The 21,336-nt window shown below is 62.7% G+C and carries 22 protein-coding genes, 1 tRNA gene and 2 rRNA genes (1 of these 25 cut by a window edge); 11 read left to right on the top strand and 14 right to left on the bottom strand.

What is annotated here, in order from left to right:
* The first annotated feature begins 21 nt into the window (after nt 1-21).
* The gene (locus JI749_RS04995) at nt 22-456 is read left to right on the top strand and encodes an RbsD/FucU family protein (RefSeq protein ID WP_201660090.1); all 435 of its coding nucleotides are present in this window, start codon (nt 22-24) and stop codon (nt 454-456) included.
* A gap of 94 nt (nt 457-550) precedes the next feature.
* On the top strand, nt 551-1,402 hold the full coding sequence (locus tag JI749_RS04990; protein WP_201660085.1) for a fumarylacetoacetate hydrolase family protein: 852 nt from the start codon (nt 551-553) through the stop codon (nt 1,400-1,402).
* A 38-nt stretch (nt 1,403-1,440) separates the two neighbouring features.
* On the opposite strand, the gene JI749_RS04985 is transcribed toward JI749_RS04990, so the two are convergent.
* Nucleotides 1,441-1,833: a RidA family protein gene (locus JI749_RS04985; protein ID WP_233280871.1), complete on the bottom strand. Its 393-nt coding sequence runs from the start codon at nt 1,831-1,833 to the stop codon at nt 1,441-1,443.
* A gap of 106 nt (nt 1,834-1,939) precedes the next feature.
* On the opposite strand from JI749_RS04985, the gene JI749_RS04980 reads away from it, so the two are divergent.
* The 3 genes from JI749_RS04980 to JI749_RS04970 are packed head-to-tail and all read left to right on the top strand — an operon-like array spanning nt 1,940 to nt 3,617.
* Entirely contained in the window at nt 1,940-2,641 is a 702-nt protein-coding gene (locus JI749_RS04980) for a DedA family protein (protein ID WP_201660081.1), read from the top strand.
* 53 nt (nt 2,642-2,694) lie between these two features.
* On the top strand, nt 2,695-3,267 hold the full coding sequence (locus JI749_RS04975) for a tetratricopeptide repeat protein (protein ID WP_201660078.1): 573 nt from the start codon (nt 2,695-2,697) through the stop codon (nt 3,265-3,267).
* A gap of 53 nt (nt 3,268-3,320) precedes the next feature.
* The gene (locus JI749_RS04970) at nt 3,321-3,617 is read left to right on the top strand and encodes a GNAT family N-acetyltransferase (RefSeq protein WP_201660075.1); all 297 of its coding nucleotides are present in this window, start codon (nt 3,321-3,323) and stop codon (nt 3,615-3,617) included.
* Here the strand turns inward: JI749_RS04970 and JI749_RS04965 are convergent, their stop codons facing one another.
* Together JI749_RS04965 and JI749_RS04960 are read right to left on the bottom strand one after the other, a co-directional pair.
* Nucleotides 3,618-4,673, bottom strand: a complete 1,056-nt coding sequence (locus JI749_RS04965; protein WP_201660072.1) for a DUF3298 domain-containing protein — start codon at nt 4,671-4,673, stop codon at nt 3,618-3,620.
* 102 nt (nt 4,674-4,775) lie between these two features.
* Complete coding sequence (locus tag JI749_RS04960; RefSeq protein ID WP_201660068.1) at nt 4,776-5,381, bottom strand: alpha/beta hydrolase; 606 nt, start codon at nt 5,379-5,381, stop codon at nt 4,776-4,778.
* A gap of 148 nt (nt 5,382-5,529) precedes the next feature.
* Between JI749_RS04960 and JI749_RS04955 the strand changes: the two genes are divergently transcribed.
* Complete coding sequence (locus JI749_RS04955; protein WP_201660063.1) at nt 5,530-6,924, top strand: L-serine ammonia-lyase; 1,395 nt, start codon at nt 5,530-5,532, stop codon at nt 6,922-6,924.
* A gap of 9 nt (nt 6,925-6,933) precedes the next feature.
* On the opposite strand, the gene JI749_RS04950 is transcribed toward JI749_RS04955, so the two are convergent.
* Complete coding sequence (locus tag JI749_RS04950; RefSeq protein ID WP_201660060.1) at nt 6,934-7,596, bottom strand: GntR family transcriptional regulator; 663 nt, start codon at nt 7,594-7,596, stop codon at nt 6,934-6,936.
* A 77-nt stretch (nt 7,597-7,673) separates the two neighbouring features.
* Nucleotides 7,674-7,750 (bottom strand) — tRNA-Met (locus JI749_RS04945).
* A gap of 217 nt (nt 7,751-7,967) precedes the next feature.
* Between JI749_RS04945 and JI749_RS04940 the strand changes: the two genes are divergently transcribed.
* Together JI749_RS04940 and JI749_RS04935 are read left to right on the top strand one after the other, a co-directional pair.
* Complete coding sequence (locus JI749_RS04940; protein WP_201660057.1) at nt 7,968-9,005, top strand: aldo/keto reductase; 1,038 nt, start codon at nt 7,968-7,970, stop codon at nt 9,003-9,005.
* A 151-nt stretch (nt 9,006-9,156) separates the two neighbouring features.
* Nucleotides 9,157-9,852, top strand: coding sequence for a DUF599 domain-containing protein (locus JI749_RS04935; RefSeq protein WP_233280870.1), 696 nt, complete (start codon nt 9,157-9,159; stop codon nt 9,850-9,852).
* 1 nt (nt 9,853) lies between these two features.
* Here the strand turns inward: JI749_RS04935 and JI749_RS04930 are convergent, their stop codons facing one another.
* Together JI749_RS04930 and JI749_RS04925 are read right to left on the bottom strand one after the other, a co-directional pair.
* Entirely contained in the window at nt 9,854-11,113 is a 1,260-nt protein-coding gene (locus JI749_RS04930; RefSeq protein WP_201660050.1) for an SEL1-like repeat protein, read from the bottom strand.
* A 65-nt stretch (nt 11,114-11,178) separates the two neighbouring features.
* On the bottom strand, nt 11,179-11,991 hold the full coding sequence (locus JI749_RS04925) for an alpha/beta hydrolase (protein WP_201660047.1): 813 nt from the start codon (nt 11,989-11,991) through the stop codon (nt 11,179-11,181).
* Nucleotides 11,992-12,251: 260 nt separating this feature from the next.
* On the opposite strand from JI749_RS04925, the gene JI749_RS04920 reads away from it, so the two are divergent.
* Together JI749_RS04920 and bfr are read left to right on the top strand one after the other, a co-directional pair.
* Nucleotides 12,252-12,563, top strand: coding sequence for a (2Fe-2S)-binding protein (locus JI749_RS04920; RefSeq protein WP_201662561.1), 312 nt, complete (start codon nt 12,252-12,254; stop codon nt 12,561-12,563).
* Nucleotides 12,529-13,014, top strand: coding sequence for a bacterioferritin (gene bfr / locus JI749_RS04915; RefSeq protein ID WP_201660044.1), 486 nt, complete (start codon nt 12,529-12,531; stop codon nt 13,012-13,014). The genes JI749_RS04920 and bfr overlap by 35 nt, the downstream gene beginning before the upstream one ends.
* 58 nt (nt 13,015-13,072) lie before the next feature.
* On the opposite strand, the gene JI749_RS04910 is transcribed toward bfr, so the two are convergent.
* Nucleotides 13,073-13,441: a VOC family protein gene (locus JI749_RS04910; RefSeq protein ID WP_201660041.1), complete on the bottom strand. Its 369-nt coding sequence runs from the start codon at nt 13,439-13,441 to the stop codon at nt 13,073-13,075.
* A gap of 299 nt (nt 13,442-13,740) precedes the next feature.
* On the opposite strand from JI749_RS04910, the gene JI749_RS04905 reads away from it, so the two are divergent.
* Nucleotides 13,741-14,151 carry a VOC family protein gene (locus JI749_RS04905; protein WP_201660038.1) on the top strand — a complete coding sequence of 137 codons (411 nt, stop codon included), beginning with the start codon at nt 13,741-13,743 and terminating at the stop codon, nt 14,149-14,151.
* 3 nt (nt 14,152-14,154) lie between these two features.
* Here the strand turns inward: JI749_RS04905 and JI749_RS04900 are convergent, their stop codons facing one another.
* The 6 genes from JI749_RS04900 to JI749_RS04875 all read right to left on the bottom strand — a co-directional run.
* On the bottom strand, nt 14,155-14,757 hold the full coding sequence (locus tag JI749_RS04900) for a nucleotidyltransferase family protein (protein WP_201660034.1): 603 nt from the start codon (nt 14,755-14,757) through the stop codon (nt 14,155-14,157).
* Between the two features lie 120 nt (nt 14,758-14,877).
* Nucleotides 14,878-15,897 carry an alpha/beta hydrolase gene (locus JI749_RS04895; RefSeq protein WP_233280869.1) on the bottom strand — a complete coding sequence of 340 codons (1,020 nt, stop codon included), beginning with the start codon at nt 15,895-15,897 and terminating at the stop codon, nt 14,878-14,880.
* Nucleotides 15,898-16,062: 165 nt separating this feature from the next.
* Nucleotides 16,063-17,199 (bottom strand): lytic murein transglycosylase, encoded by a 1,137-nt coding sequence (locus JI749_RS04890; protein ID WP_233280868.1) that lies wholly within the window; start codon nt 17,197-17,199, stop codon nt 16,063-16,065.
* Nucleotides 17,200-17,411: 212 nt separating this feature from the next.
* The gene (locus tag JI749_RS04885) at nt 17,412-19,574 is read right to left on the bottom strand and encodes a mechanosensitive ion channel domain-containing protein (protein ID WP_201660028.1); all 2,163 of its coding nucleotides are present in this window, start codon (nt 19,572-19,574) and stop codon (nt 17,412-17,414) included.
* A gap of 234 nt (nt 19,575-19,808) precedes the next feature.
* Nucleotides 19,809-19,924 (bottom strand): 5S ribosomal RNA (rrf, locus tag JI749_RS04880).
* A 119-nt stretch (nt 19,925-20,043) separates the two neighbouring features.
* Nucleotides 20,044-21,336 (bottom strand): 23S ribosomal RNA (locus JI749_RS04875) (it continues 1,430 nt past the right edge of the window).

The following is a 21,336-nucleotide window of genomic DNA, read 5'->3' as shown; positions in this document are numbered from 1 at the left end:
CGACGGCCCGGGAGGCCCATAATGCTCAAGAACATTCCGCCCATTCTCGGACCCGAACTGCTCTCGACCCTGCGCGCCATGGGGCATGGCGACGAGATCGTCCTGGCCGACGCCAATTTTCCCGCCGAGTTCCTGGGGCCGATGACGATCCGTGCCGATGGCCTTTCCGTCACCGACATGCTCGACGCCGTCCTGACGCTGCTGCCGCTCGACCAATATGTCGAGGAGACCGCCATCGGCATGCAGGTCGTCGGCGACCCGGCAGCCCGCCAGCCGATCGACGACGAATTCGAAGCCATCATCGCGCGTCACGAGCCCGACAAGCGCTATTCCAAGATCGAGCGCTTCGCCTTCTACGACCGGGCCAAGACGGCCGCCGCCATCATCCAGACCGGTGAGGCCCGGCTTTATGGCAATATCATCCTCAAGAAGGGCGTCATCCGTCCCGGCGCCTGATTTTGACGCCAACCGAACGGATTGAACCAAGGTCGGCCTCGACTGGCTAACATGTCAGCTTTATGGCCAAGCGCAACGCAAAGGGACCACTCGCATGAAACTGCTCCGCATTGGCGCCAAGGGCGCGGAAAAGCCTGCCATCCTGGCCGAAGACGGCACCATCCGTGACCTGAGCGGCGTTGTTGGCGACATTGCCGGCCAGGCGCTGACGCCCGAGGGGCTGGCGAGGATCCGCGCCACCGATATCGGCGTGCTGCCCAAGCTCGATGCCAACCAGCGCATCGGCGCCTGTGTCGGCAGTGTGGGCAAGTTCATCTGCATCGGCCTCAACTATGCCGACCATGCCGCCGAGACCGGCGCACCGATCCCGGCCGAGCCCATCATCTTCATGAAGGCCACCAGCGCCATCGTGGGCCCCAACGACGACGTGATCATCCCCAAGAACGCCATCAAGCCCGATTGGGAAGTCGAACTGGGCGTCGTTATCGGCAAGGAAGCCCGTTACGTCGACGAGGCCGACGCCATGGACCACGTCGCCGGCTATTGCGTCATCAACGACGTCTCCGAGCGCCATTTCCAGACCGAGCGCGGCGGCACCTGGGACAAGGGCAAGGGTTGCGATACCTTCGGGCCCACCGGGCCCTGGCTGGTGACGCGCGACGAGGTCGCCGATCCGCAAAACCTCAAGATGTGGCTCGAGGTCGACGGCAAGCGCTACCAGAACGGCTCGACCACCACGATGATCTTCGGGGTTGCCAAGGTCGTGTCCTATGTCAGCCAGTTCATGAGCCTGCAGCCTGGCGATATCATCTCGACCGGCACCCCGCCCGGCGTCGGCATGGGCATCAAGCCCGAACCGGTCTGGCTCAAGCCAGGCAACGTCATGCGCCTGGGCATCGAGGGCCTCGGCGAGCAGCAGCAGAACGTGAAGGCCTATTCGGCTTAAGCCTCTCTGCCTCTCCGGCGGGGAGAGGCAAGAAGGCGCTACGGTCGCTTCACCACCAAGTCGATCTCGACCAGCGCACCCACGGCCAGCGCGGTAACCCCGATGGTGGTCCGCGCGGGCAGCTTGCCCTCGGCAAAAAAGCTGGGCCACAGCGCGTTGAGCTCGGCATAATCGCGCTCGAACTGGGTCAGGTAGATGCGGGCCATGGTGACGTGCTCGAGCCCCAGGCCGATCCCTCCCAGCACGACCTTGAGGTTATCGATCACCCTCCTGGTCTGCGCCGCGATGCCGTCGGGAAGCGGTGCGTCGGGCGCCGCGGGGTCGGTCGGCATCTGCCCGGTGACGAACACCCAGCCGTCGGCCTCGACGGCGTGGGAGAAGGGCGCGACCGGCCGCGGGCCGCTGGCGATCATGTGATGAACAAGGGTCATGAGTTGGCTCTAAAGTGATAGTACTTGAGCCTCAGCGCCTCAGCGGCCATAAGTCAACGGTCGGTGAGCACTGCGCACCGCTCTACCGTCCCCGCGAGACCGCCTGATGTTCGATATCTTCCATACCGTCTCAGCCTATCTCGAGAATTTTCTCGATGCCATTTCGGGCAATTTCTGGCTGACCTTCTGGTTCATCTTCGCGGTAGCCATCGGCGAAGCGGTGTTCATCCTTGGGCTTTTCGTGCCGTCGACGCCGGTGTTGCTCATGGCGGGCGGCATTATCGCCGAGGGCCGCCTGCCCTTCTGGGAAGTCTATTTTGCCGCGGTGATCGGCGCCATTATCGGCGACGCCATCTCCTACACCATCGGTCACTTCCTCAAAGACTCCATCAAGGAAGTCTGGCCCTTCAAAAATCACAAGCCACTGATTGCCCGCGGCGAAGTGTTCTTCGCCAAGCATGGCGGCAAGGCGGTGTTCATCGGCCGGTTCATCCCCGGCGTGAAGGCGGTGATACCCGGCGTCGCCGGTATCATGGGCATGCGATACGGGCACTTCACCGTCATCAACGTCACCTCCGCCTTTGCCTGGGCGGCCGCACATATCCTGCCGGGCATGTTGCTGACCGCCTGGCTCAAGTCCATCGGGCTGTCGCTGGAGCTGGTGATCGTGGTCGGCACGCTGATCCTGGCCGCCCTTTTCATCCTCATCCACTACCACCGCCGCATCCTGTTGTTCTTCGCGCCCTGGCTGGGCGGCTTCGGCCGCTCCATCAAGGCCCGCTGGAGCGTCGAGGACGCCGCGCACTGATCACGAACTGCTGTCTTGCCGACGCACTGTAAGAGGATCACTCTTGCGTCATCATGCGCCGTTGGCTTGACCACATCAGCGTCGTCCTCGCCCTTCTGGGGCCATTGGCTGTCGTTGCTTCAATAGTGCCAGCCAAGGCGCAAACCCAGCGGGAAACCGCCGCACTCGATGCTCTTTTCGAAGAGTTGCGCACAGCCCCGGACCCGGCGACCGCGCAGGGCATAACCGACCAGATCTGGATTTACTGGACCACCCCGTCCGATCCGATGCTTGCCGCGCGCATGCAGGATGTCCTGGCCTTGCGCATCAAAGCGGATTTTCCGGCCGTCATTGCCCTGCTCGATGAAATCGTCGCCGACTATCCCAGCTACGCCGAAGGCTGGAACCAGCGGGCCACCATTCACTACCTGCTGCGCAATTTCGAGCAGTCCCTGGCCGACATCGAGAAAGTGCTGGCATTGGAGCCGCGCCACTTCGGCGCGCTGGTCGGTCGCGCGATGATGTACAAGGAGCAGGGCAAGGACGACCTGGCGCTCAAAGACATGCTTGCCGCCATGGCCATCCATCCATTCCTGGTCGAACGCGCCATGTTTCCCGAACTGTTGGAAGACGCCATCAAGATCTAGCCTTGCAGCGCCTCGGCCGCCGCCCCACATTGGGGATCAGCAAGGAAACGCACATGACCGATACCGAACTGACCGTCGTCCGCGAGGACGGCCCCACAAGCGGCCGCTACGTCATCCATCTGGCGCCCGGATTTGAAGCTGAAATGACCTTCCACAAGGCGGCCAACGGCACCATCACCATCGACCATACCGGGGTGCCGCGCGAATATGAGGGGCGCGGCATTGCCGCAAAGCTGGTGAACCGCGCTATATCGGATGCGCGAGAGCAGGGCTTCAAGATCACCCCGCTCTGCTCCTATGTCGTGGCCCAGTTCCGCCGCCACCCTGAATGGGCGGACCTCCGCGCCTGATCAATAGCCCCAGCGCACCTGGTCCTGCGTCTCAGCCTTGATGGCATCGAGTTTTTCCCAGGGAATGGTCACCGTCGGGGCGCCATAGGCATAGGCTGACACCTCATACGGCTGGAACTGGATGACCAGGCCATAGTCGTTGGACAGATCCCAGCGGCTGGGATTGACGACCAGTTCGGCTATGTCGTCCGGCGACTCCACCTGGAGCCACTCGCTGTGCTCCGTCTGGAGCTGCGCCCAGGCTGCGTCACGCAAGACGACCTGCCAGTCATCGCCGGCAAATACATCCTCCGCGCGCAGACCGCGCTCTTCCTTGGTGAGGTAATGAAGGTAGCTGATGCTCCAATTGCCATGCGCCGCGCCATGGCCATACCAGTAGGTGCCGACTTCGAGCGTGATGCGACTGGTACCCCCGAGTTCCTTGACCTCGATATTGAGGCTGTTGTCCGAACTCGCATCGAGATCAGCGATATTGCCGGCGCCGATCATTGAAATGGTCTCGGTGTTGCGAGCCGCCTCGTCCAGCACAAAGCGATTGAAGCCTTTGGCCCATGCATCGTCGGCATCGAGCTGCGGCAGCACCGCCTCGTAGCTCGCCACCTTCCAGTACGAGTCGGGGTTATCGACCTCGTTGGGGTCAGGCAGCGCGGCGTAGAATGTCTTGATGAAGAACCGGTGCCCATCGATCATGCGGCTTTGTTCGAGGGCGCTGCTGCGTGCATTGAACTTTTCCACCAGGCACGAGCCGCCCGCTTCCGGATAACTGCCCCGGGTCAGCGGCTCCGCGTCGTCCGTGCAGGCGCGTTGCGCGTAGTCGAGCCAGGCGCGCTGGTCGCCCCGCATCAGCACCACCGACTCCTTGGTCAACCCGCCGGTCGCAGTGGCGAACGACTTGGCAAGGCGCTCATCGGCCGCGGAAAGCTCACCCACATCGCAGATCGCATGCTCGAAAGGCGTATTGGCTGCGGCACAATCAAAGCTTGCGGCAGCGACAGGCAGGGATGTTGCCGAACCCAGCAACAAGGCGGCAGCGAACAGGATACGATTGGCGGACATGGACGGACCTTCGGCTGAAACTGGGCAGACGCTGGCAGGCGGCTGCCCCCGCGTCAACTGCCTGACGTTGGCCTGGGTCCGGGAATGGAGATCAGCCCTCGTTTAGCGCGCTGCGCCGAGGAAGGCCTGCGCCTCACGCAGTTCCTCCTGGCGGATTTCGTGACCGCCGGCATGCCAGAAGAGCCGCGCTGCTGCGCCGTTTGCCTCGAAATAGTCGTTCAACTGCTGCGTCGCTGCCGCCGGTGCGATCGGATCGCGCTGGCCCGCGGTAATCAGCACGCGTTTGCCCGCAAAGTCCGCTTCATTCGGGGTAAAGGGTATCAAGGGATGCATCAGCACGCTGGCGTCGAACAGGTGGGGCGCGGCGAACTGCACCGCTGCCAGGATATTGGCGCCGTTGGAATAGCCCAGCCCCAACACCTGTCGCGCTGTTCCCTCTGCCCGGCGTGCCTCGACAAAGGCGATCATCTGGCCAACCCGCAGACGCAGATCGTCCATGTCATAAACGCCCTCGCCGGTGCGGCGGAAATAGCGAAGAGCGCCACCCTCGCTCAAATCGCCACGCGGCGCGACGACACGCGCACCCGGCAGCAGCTGGCCCGCCAGGTCGAAGAACTGGTTCTCGTCGCCGCCGGTGCCGTGAAACACCAGGAACAGGGGTGCCTGTCCGTCGGTGCCCTGTGCTTCGCGATAGTGATAGTCGGCCATGGCGGTCTCCCGGTTCGTGTTGCTCGACATATCGGCCACCCGAACGACCGGCGCAATCGGCCTCTGGGCCACGCACCGTTGCCGTTTGCGAAACAATGCGCGCAGCCAGTTGATTGCTGCCTGGCCGCTTTCATGCACAATGGGGCCCATGTTTCTGTCCATCTTCGACGTCTTCAAGATTGGTATCGGCCCTTCGAGCTCCCACACCATGGGGCCGATGACCGCTGCCCGCCGCTTCCTTGACGAGCTCAAGACCAGCAACTGGCCGCGCGCCGCCAATGCGCGTCCGGCGGCGTTGACGGCGAGCCTGCACGGCTCGCTGGCCTTTACCGGAATCGGCCACGGCAGCGGCCGCGCCGTTATCCTGGGTCTCTGTGGCGAGGATCCGCGCACGGTCGACCCCGATGCAATGGACACCATCATCGCCGCGGTCGAAGCCAGTGGCCATGTGCACCCTCCGGGCCACATGCAATACCGCTTCCGGCCCGCGGTCGATCTGGTTTTTGACAAGCGCAACGCCTTGCCCGGTCACCCCAACGGCCTGCAGTTTGCCGCCTATGACGCCGATGGCCAATTGCTCCTGCGGCGGGCCTACTACTCCATCGGTGGCGGCTTCGTGGTCAGCGCCGACGAACTCGATGCCCTCAAGGACGCCTCGCCCGACCAGGCCGATGTGCCCTACCCCTTTGCCGGCGCCAAGGACATGCTCGCCATGGCAGCCGCTTCGGGCCTCTCCATATCAGGCATGAAGCGGGCCAATGAGGAAGTGACCCGCAGCCGCGCGGCGCTCGACCGCGGCATCGACGAAATCTGGACCGTCATGAGCAACTGCATCGATCGCGGCATGGCTCAGGAAGGCATCATGCCCGGCGGCCTCAACGTCAAGCGTCGCGCGCGTGGCATCTTCCTCCAGCTCGACGCGCAGTGGCAGCGCAATGAACTGACCCCGCTCATGGCCAATGACTGGCTGAGCCTTTATGCAATGGCGGTCAACGAGGAAAACGCGGCCGGCGGCCGGGTCGTCACCGCCCCCACCAATGGCGCGGCCGGCGTCATTCCCGCCGTGATGAAATACTTCCTCAAGTTCAACGCCGCTGCGGGTGCGCAGTCGGTGCGCGACTACCTGCTGACGGCCGCGGCCATCGGCGGCATCATCAAGCACAATGCCTCCATCTCGGGAGCTGAAGTCGGCTGCCAGGGTGAAGTCGGCTCCGCCTCGGCCATGGCCGCGGCAGGACTTTGCGCCATCATGGGCGGCACGCCGGCGCAGGTGGAGAACGCCGCCGAAATCGCCCTCGAACATCACCTGGGCATGACCTGCGACCCGGTCGGCGGTCTCGTGCAAATCCCCTGCATCGAGCGCAATGCCTTTGGCGCCGTCAAGGCCGTCACTGCTGCCTCGCTGGCGCTCAAAGGCGACGGCACCCATGCCGTACCGCTCGATGCCTGCATCGAAACCATGCGCCAGACCGGACTGGACATGAGCGACCGCTATAAGGAAACCAGCCTGGCCGGTCTTGCCGTCAACGTCGTCGCCTGCTGACGCGTCAGGTCAGGCGAAACGCTGCCACGAACGCTCGATGTGCTCGCGCATCGCGGCTTCGGCCCGATCACCATCCCGCGCCTGGATCGCCGTAACCAGCGCTGCATGCTCCTGGTTGGCATCGTCCGGCACGCCGGCCCTTGCCTGGAGGCGGAACAGATGGACATGGGCATGCAGCCGTCCAAGCGCCTCCGCAACGAGTGGGTTGCCGGCGCTGACCGCGATCTGGTCGTGAAACGCCATGTCGAGCTGGGCGAACTGGGCATAGGCTTCCACGCCACCACTCTTCAGGCCAGCCATCTCAAGGATCAACGCCTCGAGCTGCTCGATTACCGCCTCGGGCATCAGCGCGGCGCATTTGCGCGCCGCGAAGGGCTCGAGCTGCAGACGAATCTCATAGAGATGGGTGATTTCGTCCGCACTCAGCCGCGCCGTCGCGCTATAGCCGACCAGCGGTGTCTTTTGCACCAGGCCCTCGTCCTCGAGCCGTGTCAGTGCCTCGCGGATCGGCGTCTGCGACACGCCAAGCTCGCGTGCCACCGCATCGACCGAGATCCGCTCGCCCGGCGTAATTTCCAGCGCCATGATGCGCTCGAAGATAGCGGCATAGACGGCATCGCCCAGCCTTGCCGGACGCCGCAACAACCCCGCCACCGCACTGGGAACCGCCATCTCACCCGCCCCTTCGTCCCATCGCCTCCGCCACAAAGGAAAAGCCCAGCAAACTCGATGAGTTCGCTGGGCTTTTTTGGTTGCGGGAGCAGGATTTGAACCTGCGACCTTCAGGTTATGAGCCTGACGAGCTACCGGGCTGCTCCATCCCGCGTCAAGGGCGTCAGACGGTGCCGGTACGATCACCATCCATGCGACCGTGGCCGCGACGTGAGGGGTATATAGGGGGTCGGCACGGATAGCTCAACCCTAAAAGGGCAATGCATGACGCTTTTTTGACGAGGCGAATTTGTTGGGGCCAAGCCTGTCAATTTCCCTGACATCGGCTAGTGTGTGCGCCGTTCTTCCATACCAGTTTTCGAGATTTTCCGATGAAATTGAAGCCACTTGGCCGCACCGACCTCCGGGTTACCGAGATTTGCCTGGGCACCATGACCTGGGGCAGCCAGAACACGGAAGCCGAGGGCCATGCCCAGATTGACATGGCGCTCGATGCCGGCCTCAATTTCATGGATACGGCCGAGCTCTATGCCGTGCCGCGCAGCCCGCAGACCTCGGGCCGCACCGAGGAAATCATCGGCAGCTGGTTCAAGCGATCGGGCAAGCGCGACAAGTGGATCCTGGCGTCCAAGGTCGCCGGCGGCCCCGTGGACTTTCTCCGCGACGGCACCCGGACCTCGGGCAAGACCTTGCGCGAGGCCTTCGAAGCCAGCCTCCGACGCCTGGGCACCGACTATATCGACCTATACCAGATCCACTGGGCAGGACGGGGCAGCTACAATTTCGACGGCTCCTGGACCTATGAGCCGCACAAGCAGGACACCGCGGACGTCCTGGGCAATATCGAGGACATGCTGGTCACGCTGGGTGAACTGATCGCCGAGGGCAAACTCCGCCACGCCGGCGTGTCCAACGAAACCACCTGGGGCATCGGGCAATGGCTGCGCATTGCCGAGGCCAAGGGCTTGCCGCGGCTGGTATCGGTGCAGAACGAATACAACCTCCTTCGTCGCCATTTCGACCTGGACCTGGCTGAACTCAGCCACCACGAGCAGGTGGGCCTGCTGGCATACTCGCCGCTGGCCGGCGGCCTGCTCACTGGCAAGTACAATGACGGCCAGGTGCCCCCTGGCAGCCGGCTCGATTACCAGAAGGGCTTCTGGCGGCTCAACGACCAGTCCGAAGCGGCCGTCAAGCAATACCAGGCGCTCGCAGCACGCCATGGCCTCGATCCGGCCCAGATGGCCATCGCCTTCACCTTGACGCGCCCGTTCATGACCTCAGTCATCATCGGAGCCACCAGCACCGAACAACTCGCCAATGCCATCGGCGCAGCCGACATCACGCTCTCCCCGGAAGTTCTGACCGAGATCGACGCCATCCACCGCCGCTATCCCCGCACGATCTAGCAGGCGCTTCTGAGACCTGGTCGCTGCGCGTCATGACCGGGTGGTGGCGCGCAGTTGCAGGGTTCCAGTTCAGAATCCCGCTTCCGTCGCCACGACCGGCTGCGCTAAGAGAATCGCCGTGCATACCGGGAGCGCGTGTGGAGTGCCTGCCTTGTCGACGACCCTGATCTCCACCCTGTGCCCGCTGATCTGCTACTTCGCCTACAACATCGTCGTGCCCCTGGTGGAGCGGCTGCGGCCGTCGCTGTCGACCATCATGAACATGCAGCGGCGCCGCTGGGTGGCCAATGCTGCGGTGCGCGACAACCCGTTCGACGCTATCCTCTCGGGCAATATCATGGGATCTGTCAGCTTCCTCGCCTCCACGGCCGTGCTGCTAATCCTCGCCATTCTGGCGCTTTTCGGGCAGGTGTCGACCTTGATGGATGCGCTCGGCTCCCTGTCGCTGGGCCGCACCTACACCACGCTCGAAGTGCAACTGCACCTGTTCGTGATGCTCGTGATGTTCGTGCTGGCCTTTTTCGCCTTCACGCTGTCTCTGCGCCAGTTCAATCATTTTTGCATCATGCTGGGCGCCATCGATCACGCCGTCCCCATTTCGGAGGAGGAGATCGATGCCATCACCGCCATGAATGCCCTTGGCGCCCGCAACTTCAACAGCGGCATCCGCGCCTACTATTTCTCGGTCGCCACCGTTGCCTGGTTCGTGTCGGAGTGGCTGCCGATCGCTGCCTGCATCGCCACCATCGCCATCCTGGCGCACCGCGAATTCTTCTCGACGGCGCACCGCACGGCGGCGACGGCGGCGGTTTTCGCCGCCCGCAGGCACGCCGAACGGCAGAAATAACCTATTTGGTCTTGGTCTTGCCCGTGCTCGGGGTGGATGGACCGGTCAACCGCGCCAGGTTGTCCGCTGCCAGCTGGTAGCCCTGGTCGGCTGCCCGCTGGTAATAGGAGATTGCCGTCTGGCGATTGGCGGTCACACCCAGCCCGTTCTCGTAGATGTGGCCGAGATTGTTGAGCGCGATGGGCTGGTCGCTGTCGGCGGCCAGCTGGGTCCATTTGATCGCCTCGTCATAGTCGACCTCGGTGCCAAGGCCCTCGAGATACAGCAGCCCCAGATTGACCGCCGCCCGCATCTCCCCGCCTTCGGCCGCCTGTCGATAGAGCTCGATCGCGCGCTTGTAGTCCTGCCGGACGCCGCGGCCATCTTCGTAGAGCAAAGCCAGGTTGTGCTGGGCCAGCGCCAGGCCCTGGTCGGCGGCCTGCTGGTAGAGCTCAGCTGCGGCCTCGACATCAGCCTCGACGCCGATGCCGTTTTCAAGCAGGAAGCCCAGATTGTTCTGCCCATACATGTCGCCCTGATCGGCTGCCAGGCGATAGAGTTCGGCGGCGCGGGCCGGGTCGGCGGGCTGCCCGGTACCGTCTTGCAGCAGCTTGCCCAGATTGACCTGGCCGGAGGCGTCACCCTGCGCCACCGCCCGTTCGAACCATGCTGCGGCCGCGACATAGTCCCGCGGCACACCCAACCCCTCCTGATACATCAGCCCAAGATTGGACTGAGCCTTGCTCATCCCCTGCTCGGCCGCCGCGCGATACCAGCGCGCTGCCTGGGTATAGTCCTGTGCCAGACCCTCACCGAAATCGTAGCTGAGGCCTAGGCTGTTCTGTGCCGGCGCGAAGCCGGCCTCGGCGCCCTTGGTCAGCAGTTGCGCACCGCGTTCCATGTCCACCTCGACGCCGTCGCCGGTGGTCAGCATGTCCCCGTAGATCGCCAGCGCCACGACATTGCCCGCGGCAGCGGCTTCCTCAAACAGCGGCACCGCCTTGTCCCTGTCCCCCGCCGCGAAATAGGCGCGCGCCAGCCATCCCTTGACCTGCGCCGAGTTGGGTTCGGCCTCCAGCGCCGCCATGCAGGCGGCAATGGCTGTGTCGGTGTCGATTTCCCAGGTATCGCGGCCGATATCCTCAAAGCCGGTCTCGAACTGACTCGCTGCCGCCGCCGCACAGGCGTCGAATGGCCGCTCCTCCGCCGCCACCGCCCCAATGGCCGGCATGGCCAGCGAAATGACCAGCAATCCACGCCGCAGCCGCTTCCATCCAGCCATCAACCTTATCTCCTCACAGCCCCAGCTGCCTCTGCACTTTATCCAAGCGCAGCCGCCGAGCAAGGCTAGGGACGCAGATGTCGGCCGAGGAACGCCTCCACATCCGCCAGAACCGGCGCCAGGCCGCGGGCGGGCCGGCTCAACGCCAACAGCGGCTCGGCGTGCCCCAGCCTGGGATAACGGACGTGCTCCACGCCGACCCCCGCCTGGCGCAGACGCGCCGCCAGAGCCACGCTGTTGCGCGGATGGACCAGTTGGTCCCGCTCGCCATGGCCAAGCAGCATTGGCGGTGCTGCCGCGGTCACGTGGTTGATCGGCTGGGTCATGCGCGGCTCGGGCACCGCACCAAACGTCCGCAGGCTGATTGGTCCATCGAAGGGAAAGAAGTCATACGGCCCCGAAAGCCCCACCACGCAGCGCACCCGGTCGATCGACCCGTTTCGCCGCAGATAGGCTGGGTCGAGCGCCAGCATGGCCGCATTGTAAGCCCCCGCCGAATGTCCCATCAGCGCCATGCGCCGGGCATCCCCACCATACTGCGCAACATGGCGGGTCACCCAGTCAAATGCCATGACCCCATCGTGGAGGAAGCCGGGATATTCCACCTCGGGCACCAGCCGATAGTCGGCAATCACCGTTACATAGCCGAGCGCCGCCAGCGCCCGGCCGGCGAAGCCGTAATTGTGCCGGTCCCCATCCATCCACGACCCGCCATAGACGAAAAAAACCACGGGCACCGGCCCATCGGCATGTCGCGGCGCATAGACATCAAGTCTGTGCCGCTCCCCCGGACCATAGGCGACATCCCGCGCCACCAGGCGCGAACCGCGGTCCTTTGGACTGAGCGTATTGAAAACACTGAGGAGGGAGAGCGCCATGAAAGTTCCGCGTTCGCCCTAGTTACGCGCGAACCCACACAAATGTTTCGCTTCCCGGCACCGGGTCAAGCCCACCGGGACGCGATCTATTGGAACTACAAGCGCGGTCAGCGGGGCACGCTTGACCGCAAGCGCGGCAAAGCCGCAGCGCGGCCAGGGGATGGCGCATCACGTTAGTGATGCGACATTACTTGACCTTGACATTCAGCTAATCGGGTCGCTTTATGCGCCCGCAAACTCCACCTGCCTCTCGTGCCACCATGCTCGTCTGCCAGTGCAACATGATCACCTCAAAGGAGATCGAGGATATCGTCCTCGACCTGCTCCGTGCTGATCCGTGGCAGCTCGTGGTCCCGGCCAAGGTTTATTCCGAGCTCAATCGTCGCGCCAAATGCAGCGGCTGCGTGCCGAATGTGGTGGACATTATCGTCCGCGTCACCGAAAACTACCACGCGCAGCAAGCCCAACAGTCTGGCGACGTCGTTTCGCTTCCGACCGGGCTCGAAAAGCTCAAGCAGCAACGGAGTGGAGTACGTCGTGAAAGGCGAAGCACAGGTCATCGAGCGGCTTAACGAGGCCCTCTTCCTCGAACTGGGTGCGGTCAACCAGTATTGGGTCCATTATCGTCTTCTCGACGACTGGGGCTACAAGAAGCTGGCCTCCAAGGAACGCGCCGAATCCATTGAAGAAATGCATCATGCCGACCGGCTGATCGAGCGCATCATCTTCCTGGAAGGCCACCCGAACCTGCAGCGCGTCGCGCCGCTGCGAATCGGCCAGACCATCAAGGAAGTGCTCGAAGCCGACCTTGCCGGCGAATACGACGCCCGCGCGGCCTATAAGGCCAGCCGCGAACTGTGCGAAGAGCTGGGCGACTACGTTTCCAAGAACCTGTTCGAGGCCCTGCTGACCGACGAGGAAGGTCACATCGACTTCCTTGAAACCCAGCTCGATCTGCTCGCCAAGATCGGCGAAGAAAAATACGGCCAGCTCAATTCGGCCTCGGCCGACGAAGCCGAATAAGCCAATATCCAATTGCCTTGAACCGCCCGGTCATCGACCGGGCGATTCGGTTTTTGCGCTAGAGGTTGGCGGCGACCTCGATGAGAAAGCCACCCGGCGTCATGCAGTAAAAGCCGACGCTGCCGGTCGTGCCGCGCTTGTAGAACTGGATGCCCCCGGCTTCGACGCCGGCAGCGATCAGTTCAGCATGCTTGTCGCGCACCGCCGCCTCGTCGGCGACGAAAAAGCCCAGGTGAAAGTTGCGGGAATAGGCGATGACCTCGCCCTTGGCCGGAACCACCAGGTTGAAGACGAAGCCGTGGCCGTCATCGAGGACAGCGAAGGCATCGTTGCGATTGGTGAGGACGGTGAAGCCAAGAAAGCGCTCGAAGAACGCAATGGTGGCGCCGACATCGACCACTGCCAGGTTGGCGTGATTGAGTTTCATGTTGTGTCTCGGTTGAGTTTTCTGGTGTGATGACAAGCGCAAGGGCACCCTGGCGGTGCGCGCGCACGATTTTCACCAATGGAAGAGCGGGACATCGGGACCTCGACAAGCAAGACCATCCCGGAAACATTCCAGGACGAACTTGCCGTGGGTCCTTCGCGTCTACGACGCGGGACAGATCCCGATGGGATCGGTAGACACCGGACTTACCATACCGGCTTTGCTTTTCGGCTAGCGCGCGCTTCCTACACGGCGCGCGCCGGCCAATCAAGGGAGACGCAGCGGGGCTGCGCGACAACATGACCTGGCACACTGGCCGCCTCATCGACCACATCCATCTGCGGGCGCGCAATTTCAGTGCGACGCGCTATTTCTATGAAAAGGTGCTGGCGGCGCTGGACGTGCGCATCGAGCAGCAGGGGCAGGGTTGGTTCCAGGTCGACGAACTGTTCGTCGATGCAGCCGATGCCCGCACCACCCCCACTCATGTCCACCTGGCTTTCCAGGCCAGGGACCGGGACATGGTCGACGCTTTCCACAAGGCAGCCGTCGCCGCGGGCGGTACCGATAACGGCAAGCCGGGGGAACGCGACTATCATCCCGGCTATTACGGCGCCTTCGTGCTTGATCCGGATGGCAACAATGTCGAGGCGGTCTTTCACGGCCCGGCGCGGCGGTCGGCGGATTCGGTCAGGATCGACCCGATCTAGCCATCACCAGGGCACGATCGTTACTTCCGGCCAGACCGACTTGATGCGTGCGCCCTTGATCTCATGCGTCTGCCTGTTGTCGGCAACCGGATTGGGCGTAACCCGGAAGGCGAACAGGTCTTCAAGGCCAAAGGGCGCGTCGATCGTCATTGTATCGTCGCGCTCAAGCCGTGCCGCCACCGCATGGGTCTTGGACGCGTAGCGCAGCAGGCTTTCGCGCGCCGATGCGAGTGGAGCGAATGGAAAGCCGAACTTCTGCTCAAACCACAAATGTACGCGCGCCTGGTTGCGCGCCTGCACCGGAACCGGCATCGTGCCCAGGGCCTCGTGGAGGGTTTTGATGATGCGATCTTCCGCTTCCCACGACAAATCCGGGTCGAAATAGATCACATCGATATCGTTGACGCCGTGCAGCGCCGGCCGCTCGGTCAGGCTGTTCCACACGCAATTATAGATCGCGCCGGATACCAGCCAGGCGTCGGGAAGTTCGAGGTCCCTGATCGTGGTCAGCAGGCGCACCAGCGTCGGTTCCGCCAGGATGATGGCTTCGAGCGCCGCGCGCTGGGCCGCGCCGGCGGCGCCGGAGAATCGGAGGTGGTCGGTCATCGGTTTCCCAGTAGCCCTCATGGTGAGCTTGTCGAACCACGAGGCGTGCCGCGATGTGCCACGACCTCGTCCTTCGACAAGCTCAGGATGAGGTCTACTGATCGATTCTGCGATAGCCGCCTAATTCTCGATCGGCTGGAACATCGCGTTCATCTGTTGGACGATCTGGTCCATCGGCGCCACTGCGTCAGGCAACTGCTCCGGCGGCTCCGGCGCTACCGCGACATATGGCACTCCGCTCGGAAACGCCCCGAACATCTGGAAAAAGGCCACCATGTCGTCGAGCACGGGCATGCGCCAGCGCCAGAGGGCGCCGATCGCCAGCACCGGCTCCATGTGACCAAAGCCTTCGTAGTAGCGCGTCGTCACCCAGACACCGCTATCCTTGAGCTTCTGGGCAAACCGCTCGGTGTTCTGCATGCGTACGATCGGGTCGGTCGTGCCGGTCGCCAGGTACATGGGCGGCGCTTCGCTCGTCACCAGGGAAATCGGCTGCGTGCCTTCCGGATTGGGTGCCTTGCCGAACACGTCGCGCACTTCGTTATATTCGAACGGGTAGAAGTCGAACGGCCCCGAGAGGGCAGCAACGCCATGGATGGGCATGGTGACGCCGAATTCGCGCAGGAACGACGGGTCGAGCGCCAGCATCACCGCATTATAGGCGCCGGCCGAGTGGCCAGCCAGAAACAGCCGGTTGGGGTCGCCGCCATAGGTCGCGATATTGTCCTGCACCCAGCCCAGCGCAGCCGCACTGTCATAGAGGAAGTCTGGGTAGGACACTTCGGGATAGAGCCGATAGTCCGCAATGACGACGATGAAGCCGCGCGACGCAAGCGCCTGCCCGACGAATTGATATTCGTACTTCTCGCCTCGGCTCCAGCCGCCGCCATAGATGAAGAACACCACGGGCGCCAGCGCGCCGATCTCGGTGGGGGCATAGACGTCGAGCTTGTGCCGCGGCCCGTCGCCATAGGCGGCGTCGGTGACCACCTTGGCCGTGCCACCATCCATCGCTGCCGGCAGATTGAACGGATCCATGATGGATACCGCGTGGGCTGCCGTTCCCGGCAGGACCACGCTGGCAAGCAGGCCCGCTATGACGGCGCGGCGGGAGGGCGTGAAGGAAGAGGGCATGGGCATGGACAATTCAAAGGGGAAAGGCCGCTTGTTAGCGGCCAAAGCAGGGGATTTTGTGGCTGGTGCCGGGTGGCGGAATGGGCGAGGGCAGGCGCCTCACAATGGTTGGAGACAGGCCTGCCCTCTACTTAAGCCCGATAAAACTGCTCCCAAACCGTTAACGACGGGTTAACGCTTGAGCGCCTCGAGCAGGCGTCCGGAAATGTATCCGTCCGCCGGGAGGCCAGCTTGGTTCTGGTAAGCCAGCACCGCCGCGCGGGTCTTGGGCCCGACAACGCCGTCGGGCGAGCCCACGTCATATCCGGCCCGCGCGAGCAGCGTCTGCAATTCCGCCCGTTGCGCCTTGTTGAGCGCATAGTCGCCAGCCGGCCATGGCGTCGCAAAACTGCCGCCACCAATGATGCGGTCGGCCAGGTGCCCGACCGCCAGCGCATAGCTGTCCGAATTGTTGTAGCGCTTGATCACATCAAAGTTAGGCAGCAGCAGGAAGGCGGGACCATTGGCTCCTGCCGGCATATAGAGCCGCGCCATGTCGGTCGGCCGCGGGAACGGCTTGCCGGATACGCGCTGGATGCCCATGGCCTGCCACTGGCTGAGCGGTGCGCGCTCGAGCTGGCGGGCCGCAGCGAAATTGAAGCCTGAAGGCAGCTTGATCTCGTAGCCCCAGGTTTCGCCGGGGCGCCAGCCGAAATTGTTGAGATAGTTCGCCGTCGAGCCCAGCGCATCCTGCACCGAGTTCCAGATATCCTTGCGGCCATCGCCATTATAGTCGACCGCATAACGCATGAAGCTCGATGGCATGAATTGGGTATGACCCATGGCGCCGGCCCAGGACCCGGTCATGTTGCCGGCGCTGACATGCCCATCCGAAACGATCCGCAGGGCCGTCAGCAGCTCCTCGCGGAAAAAGTCTGGGCGATAGCCGCCCTCGGTGAGGGTGGCGAGCGCATGGATGGTGTTCTCGCCGCCCATGAAGCCGCCGAAATTGGTTTCCATGCCCCAGATGGCCAGCACGAATTCGGGCTGCACGCCCCAGCGCTGCTGCGATCCGGTCAGGGTCTGGTTCCATTCCGCGCGCATGGCCTGGCCCTTCTGGGCCTGCGCCGCCGTCACCCGCTTGTCGAGATATTGCTGCACCGTCTGCGAGAATTCGGGCTGCTTGCGGGTCAGCTCCATTACCTTGGGGATGTAGTTGTAGCCCGAAAACGCCGCCTCGAATGCGGCGCGACTGACGCCGCGTGCCTCGGCCTGCGGCCAAAGCCCCCGGACGAAATCGGCGCTGTTGGCCAGGCTCGGAGCGACCATAGAACAACTCAGCGCGGCAGCAGTCGCCAGCGCCAGGAGGTGACGGAGTGGGGCAATAGTCCTGCCGTTCGAATGCAACATGACGGGCCTCGTGATACGCAAACAACAGAAGTCACGGCGCGCCGGCTGTGCCGCAACGGGCGCGTATCACTATTTTAACCCACCAAATTAAGATCGACTTAAGGCAAACACCCGCCACGATCACGAAACGGTCAGGCCGGCTCCTCGCCCGCAGCCGGCAACAGGTTGCCGCCCTTGCCCGGCACATAGCTCACCCGGGGCGTGGGCGTCTGGATGCCGCGCTCGTCGAACAGCCGCATCACCAGCTCGCTATAAAGCCGCCCCGCACCCCACTGCTTGCCGGCCAGCGTCTTGATGCGCGCGCGCAGGCTCATGGAAGCCGGCGTGATGGCGATCAGCCCCTGCAGGTCCAGGTCATCGAGAATGACGTCCCGGTGTTCGGAGATTGCCATGACCTGCGCGAAGGCATCGCGCATGGTCTGCTTGACCGTCTCGATGTCGCTGTCTCGCGCCACTTCGAACTCGGCCACGTAGAACGAGAAGCCGCGGACCATGTTGCTGACCTGGTCGACCGACGAGAAGGGGATCAGGTGCACCGTGCCGCTCATGTCCCGGATTGTGACCGACCGGATGGTGAGCTTCTCTACCACGCCCGAGCGCCCGGCCGCTTCCACGACATCACCCTCGTTCATGATGTTTTCGAACTGGATGAAGATGCCGGTGATGATGTCCTGCACCAGCTTCTGCGCGCCGAAACCGATGGCAAGACCGATCACCCCTGCACCGGCCAGGAGCGGTGCGATATTCACCCCGATCTGGGCCAGCGCCAGCATCAGCCCGAACACCACCAGGGCGATGGTAAAGGCGTTCTTGAACAGGTTGAGCAACGTCTTCTCGCGCGCCGTCGGCGTCTTGCCGATGCTGGTATTGAGCCGATACTCGACCCAGCTGGCGACCACGACATGCAGCACCATGCAGACCATGATGATCAGGGCAGCCGAAATGACCGAGCCCGCCACCTGCTGTCCCCTTGCGCTGCCGATCCAACCGACGAAATCGAACAGAGCCCAGGCCTGGGCAATGGCAGCCAGTACGCCCGCAATCACCACCCAGCGCACCACCTGCATCACGGTCGGCACGAACGCTTGCAGTCGTGCCTCGAGCAAGGGCAGCCGCGCCTTGACGTCCTCGGGCAGCCGCAACCCAGCGCTGACGAAACGAGAGATGAAGCCCACGATGACGATGCCGACAAGGATGGCGATGACCGACTGAACGGTCGCCCCCAGCATGAAAGGCAGCGCCTGCTCGGGATTGGCAAACCAGACCACCAGGAGGGTGATCAGGTAGACGATGGCCACTACGTGCCAATATTGTCCCAGCACTACCAGCAGCTGGCCCGTTCCGTCATGGCCGCGTCGCTCGGCAATGCCGCTCAACCAGATCCGCACGTCGGTCTTGTTCTGCAGCACGATGACGATGCCAATGGTGACGGCCGTCGCCATGACCAGCACTTGCGCGGCAGAGGCAGCGCCGACCGACAGGTTTGCGGCCAGCAGGGGCGCCACGAACAGGAACGTGTAGCCGATCAGCGAGATGATCCGGCCAAGCCAGAAATACCAGTAGGCCGCATTGCCGTCCCCCACCGGCACCAGTCTGACCGCTTCGAAACGCGGGGAGAGGATGGATCGCATGGCCAGCTTGCTGAGCTCGACCAGGAGAAAGGCGTTGAGCAGCAGAGACTGATTGATGCCCATCCGCCCGGTTGCCCCCACCAGGAGCGCCACGACATTGCCGACGGCCCACGCCAGCAGCACTGACCCCAGGTCCACAAGCGCCGCGGCCATGGCCGCAAGGAGACGCGGGATCCAGCCGCGTCCTGCCGCACGACGGGCGATTACCCCCTGCGCCCACAAGACGATGATGCGAAAGGCAAGAAAACTGCCGAAGAGGCCGGCCGCCGTCAGCACGACGCCGATCGCGGCGTCTCGCAGGGCGTCGAGATCGGCGTCCATTGTTCCACTCAACCCCTGCTGCAGATCGACGAACATCTGGCCCAGCGCTTTCAGGGTCGCTGAGGTTCCCTCGGCTGCCGCTCGCGTATATTCGGCCAGTTGCCTGACAATGCTGAGGTCGGGCGGCGCATCGGCGGGCACGCCAGTCTCCTGGTTGGCGCGCTTCAGTCGGTCGATCAGGGCGGCGCGCGTCTGCTCGTTTTCGATGATGCGGATCAGCTCATCGAGGCTCGCCTCGCTGCTGGCGCTTTCGGCAGATGCCGGCTCTGCCGCAACGCCAGACGCTTGCGCGATGGCGAGGTTCGGAAACACCAGCAGAAGCAGCAAGAATAGAAAACGCATTGGCAAAGACCTGGCGAACGTCAGGGAGAGGGTGAACGGAGGACGATACCTGCCTGTCGAATGTGGATACGCTGAGGCGACAAGGAGGTTCAAGCGCCGCGGCGCCTGCGGACAACCCTCCTCCGGACTACCAGTCGCATCAGACAGCGCTTGAAACGACAAAACCCCCCACCGTTTCCGGTGAGGGGTTTTGAATTTCATTCGACATCTAAAGAGATCATACGTTTTTGGCAGACCTTGCAGCGACCTACTCTCCCAAGCCTTGAGACTTAGTACCATTGGCGCAGAGGAATTTGACGGTCGAGTTCGGGATGGGATCGGGTCTTGGGCTCCTCGCAAAAACCACAAGGTCAGCGAAAAACGTATGAGTGAATTCTGGTTGTTAGGACAACGCTTTCCCATGCAAGAAGCGTTATCTGGTGTCTTCTGAACCGATCACCACAACCTATGCGGACATAGATTAATGAGAACGATCAAGCCAATCGAGCTATTAGTACCGGTAAGCTTCACACATTGCTGCGCTTCCACACCCGGCCTATCGACGTGGTGGTCTTCCACGGCTCTCAAGGGAATACTAGTTTTGAAGGAGGCTTCCTGCTTAGATGCTTTCAGCAGTTATCCCGTCCGAACTTAGCTACCCTGCAATGCGGCTGGCGCCACAACAGGTCCACCAGAGGTTCGTCCAACCCGGTCCTCTCGTACTAGGGTCAGCTCTTCTCAATATTCCTACACCCACGGCAGATAGGGACCGAACTGTCTCACGACGTTCTAAACCCAGCTCACGTACCACTTTAAATGGCGAACAGCCATACCCTTGGGACCTGCTCCAGCCCCAGGATGTGATGAGCCGACATCGAGGTGCCAAACAATGCCGTCGATATGGACTCTTGGGCATTATCAGCCTGTTATCCCCAGCGTACCTTTTATTCGTTGAGCGATGGCCCTTCCACGCGGGACCACCGGATCACTATGACCGACTTTCGTCTCTGCTCGACTTGTCAGTCTCGCAGTCAGGCAGGCTTATGCCATTGCACTCAGCGGACGATTTCCGACCGTCCTGAGCCCACCATCGCGCGCCTCCGTTACTCTTTGGGAGGCGACCGCCCCAGTCAAACTACCCACCATACGCTGTCCCGGACACTGTTATGCCGCGGTTAGACATCTATGACGATAAGGGTGGTATCTCATCTTGCGGCTCCACAGAAACTGGCGTCCCTGCTTCAAAGCCTACCACCTATCCTGCACATGCCGACACAAATGCCAGCGTAAAGCTATAGTAAAGGTGCATGGGGTCTTTCCGTCTGACCGCAGGAACCCCGCATCTTCACGGGGAATTCAATTTCGCTGAGTCTATACTGGAGACAGTGGGGAAGTCGTTACGCCATTCGTGCAGGTCGGAACTTACCCGACAAGGAATTTCGCTACCTTAGGACCGTTATAGTTACGGCCGCCGTTTACCGGGGCTTCATTTCAGGGCGTTAACCCCTCCATTTAACCTTCCGGCACCGGGCAGGCGTCAGACCCTATACGTCGATTTGCATCTTCGCAGAGCCCTGTGTTTTTAGTAAACAGTCGCCACCCCCTCTTTTGTGCCACTCCTACCTGGTTGCCCAAGTAGAAGTCATGCTTATCCCGAAGTTACGCATGCAATTTGCCGAGTTCCTTCAGTATAGTTCTCTCAAGCGCCTTGGTATACTCTACCAGTCCACCTGTGTCGGTTTCGGGTACGGTCAATGTTGGTGGAGCTATTTCCAGGAACCGG

The organism is Devosia oryziradicis, assembly GCF_016698645.1.
Taxonomy (GTDB): domain Bacteria; phylum Pseudomonadota; class Alphaproteobacteria; order Rhizobiales; family Devosiaceae; genus Devosia; species Devosia oryziradicis.
The sequence above is the reverse complement of the archived record's forward strand: the minus strand, read 5'-3'. Positions and strand labels throughout refer to the sequence as shown.

Coding starts and splice junctions, on each gene's coding strand:
- JI749_RS04995 (WP_201660090.1), top strand. CDS start 22: ATGCTCAAGAACATTCCGCCCATTCTCGGACCCGAACTGCTCTCGACC.
- JI749_RS04990 (WP_201660085.1), top strand. CDS start 551: ATGAAACTGCTCCGCATTGGCGCCAAGGGCGCGGAAAAGCCTGCCATC.
- JI749_RS04985 (WP_233280871.1), bottom strand. CDS start 1,833: ATGACCCTTGTTCATCACATGATCGCCAGCGGCCCGCGGCCGGTCGCG.
- JI749_RS04980 (WP_201660081.1), top strand. CDS start 1,940: ATGTTCGATATCTTCCATACCGTCTCAGCCTATCTCGAGAATTTTCTC.
- JI749_RS04975 (WP_201660078.1), top strand. CDS start 2,695: ATGCGCCGTTGGCTTGACCACATCAGCGTCGTCCTCGCCCTTCTGGGG.
- JI749_RS04970 (WP_201660075.1), top strand. CDS start 3,321: ATGACCGATACCGAACTGACCGTCGTCCGCGAGGACGGCCCCACAAGC.
- JI749_RS04965 (WP_201660072.1), bottom strand. CDS start 4,673: ATGTCCGCCAATCGTATCCTGTTCGCTGCCGCCTTGTTGCTGGGTTCG.
- JI749_RS04960 (WP_201660068.1), bottom strand. CDS start 5,381: ATGGCCGACTATCACTATCGCGAAGCACAGGGCACCGACGGACAGGCA.
- JI749_RS04955 (WP_201660063.1), top strand. CDS start 5,530: ATGTTTCTGTCCATCTTCGACGTCTTCAAGATTGGTATCGGCCCTTCG.
- JI749_RS04950 (WP_201660060.1), bottom strand. CDS start 7,596: ATGGCGGTTCCCAGTGCGGTGGCGGGGTTGTTGCGGCGTCCGGCAAGG.
- JI749_RS04940 (WP_201660057.1), top strand. CDS start 7,968: ATGAAATTGAAGCCACTTGGCCGCACCGACCTCCGGGTTACCGAGATT.
- JI749_RS04930 (WP_201660050.1), bottom strand. CDS start 11,113: ATGGCTGGATGGAAGCGGCTGCGGCGTGGATTGCTGGTCATTTCGCTG.
- JI749_RS04925 (WP_201660047.1), bottom strand. CDS start 11,991: ATGGCGCTCTCCCTCCTCAGTGTTTTCAATACGCTCAGTCCAAAGGAC.
- JI749_RS04920 (WP_201662561.1), top strand. CDS start 12,252: ATGCTCGTCTGCCAGTGCAACATGATCACCTCAAAGGAGATCGAGGAT.
- JI749_RS04910 (WP_201660041.1), bottom strand. CDS start 13,441: ATGAAACTCAATCACGCCAACCTGGCAGTGGTCGATGTCGGCGCCACC.
- JI749_RS04905 (WP_201660038.1), top strand. CDS start 13,741: ATGACCTGGCACACTGGCCGCCTCATCGACCACATCCATCTGCGGGCG.
- JI749_RS04900 (WP_201660034.1), bottom strand. CDS start 14,757: ATGACCGACCACCTCCGATTCTCCGGCGCCGCCGGCGCGGCCCAGCGC.
- JI749_RS04895 (WP_233280869.1), bottom strand. CDS start 15,897: ATGCCCATGCCCTCTTCCTTCACGCCCTCCCGCCGCGCCGTCATAGCG.
- JI749_RS04890 (WP_233280868.1), bottom strand. CDS start 17,199: ATGGTCGCTCCGAGCCTGGCCAACAGCGCCGATTTCGTCCGGGGGCTT.
- JI749_RS04885 (WP_201660028.1), bottom strand. CDS start 19,574: ATGCGTTTTCTATTCTTGCTGCTTCTGCTGGTGTTTCCGAACCTCGCC.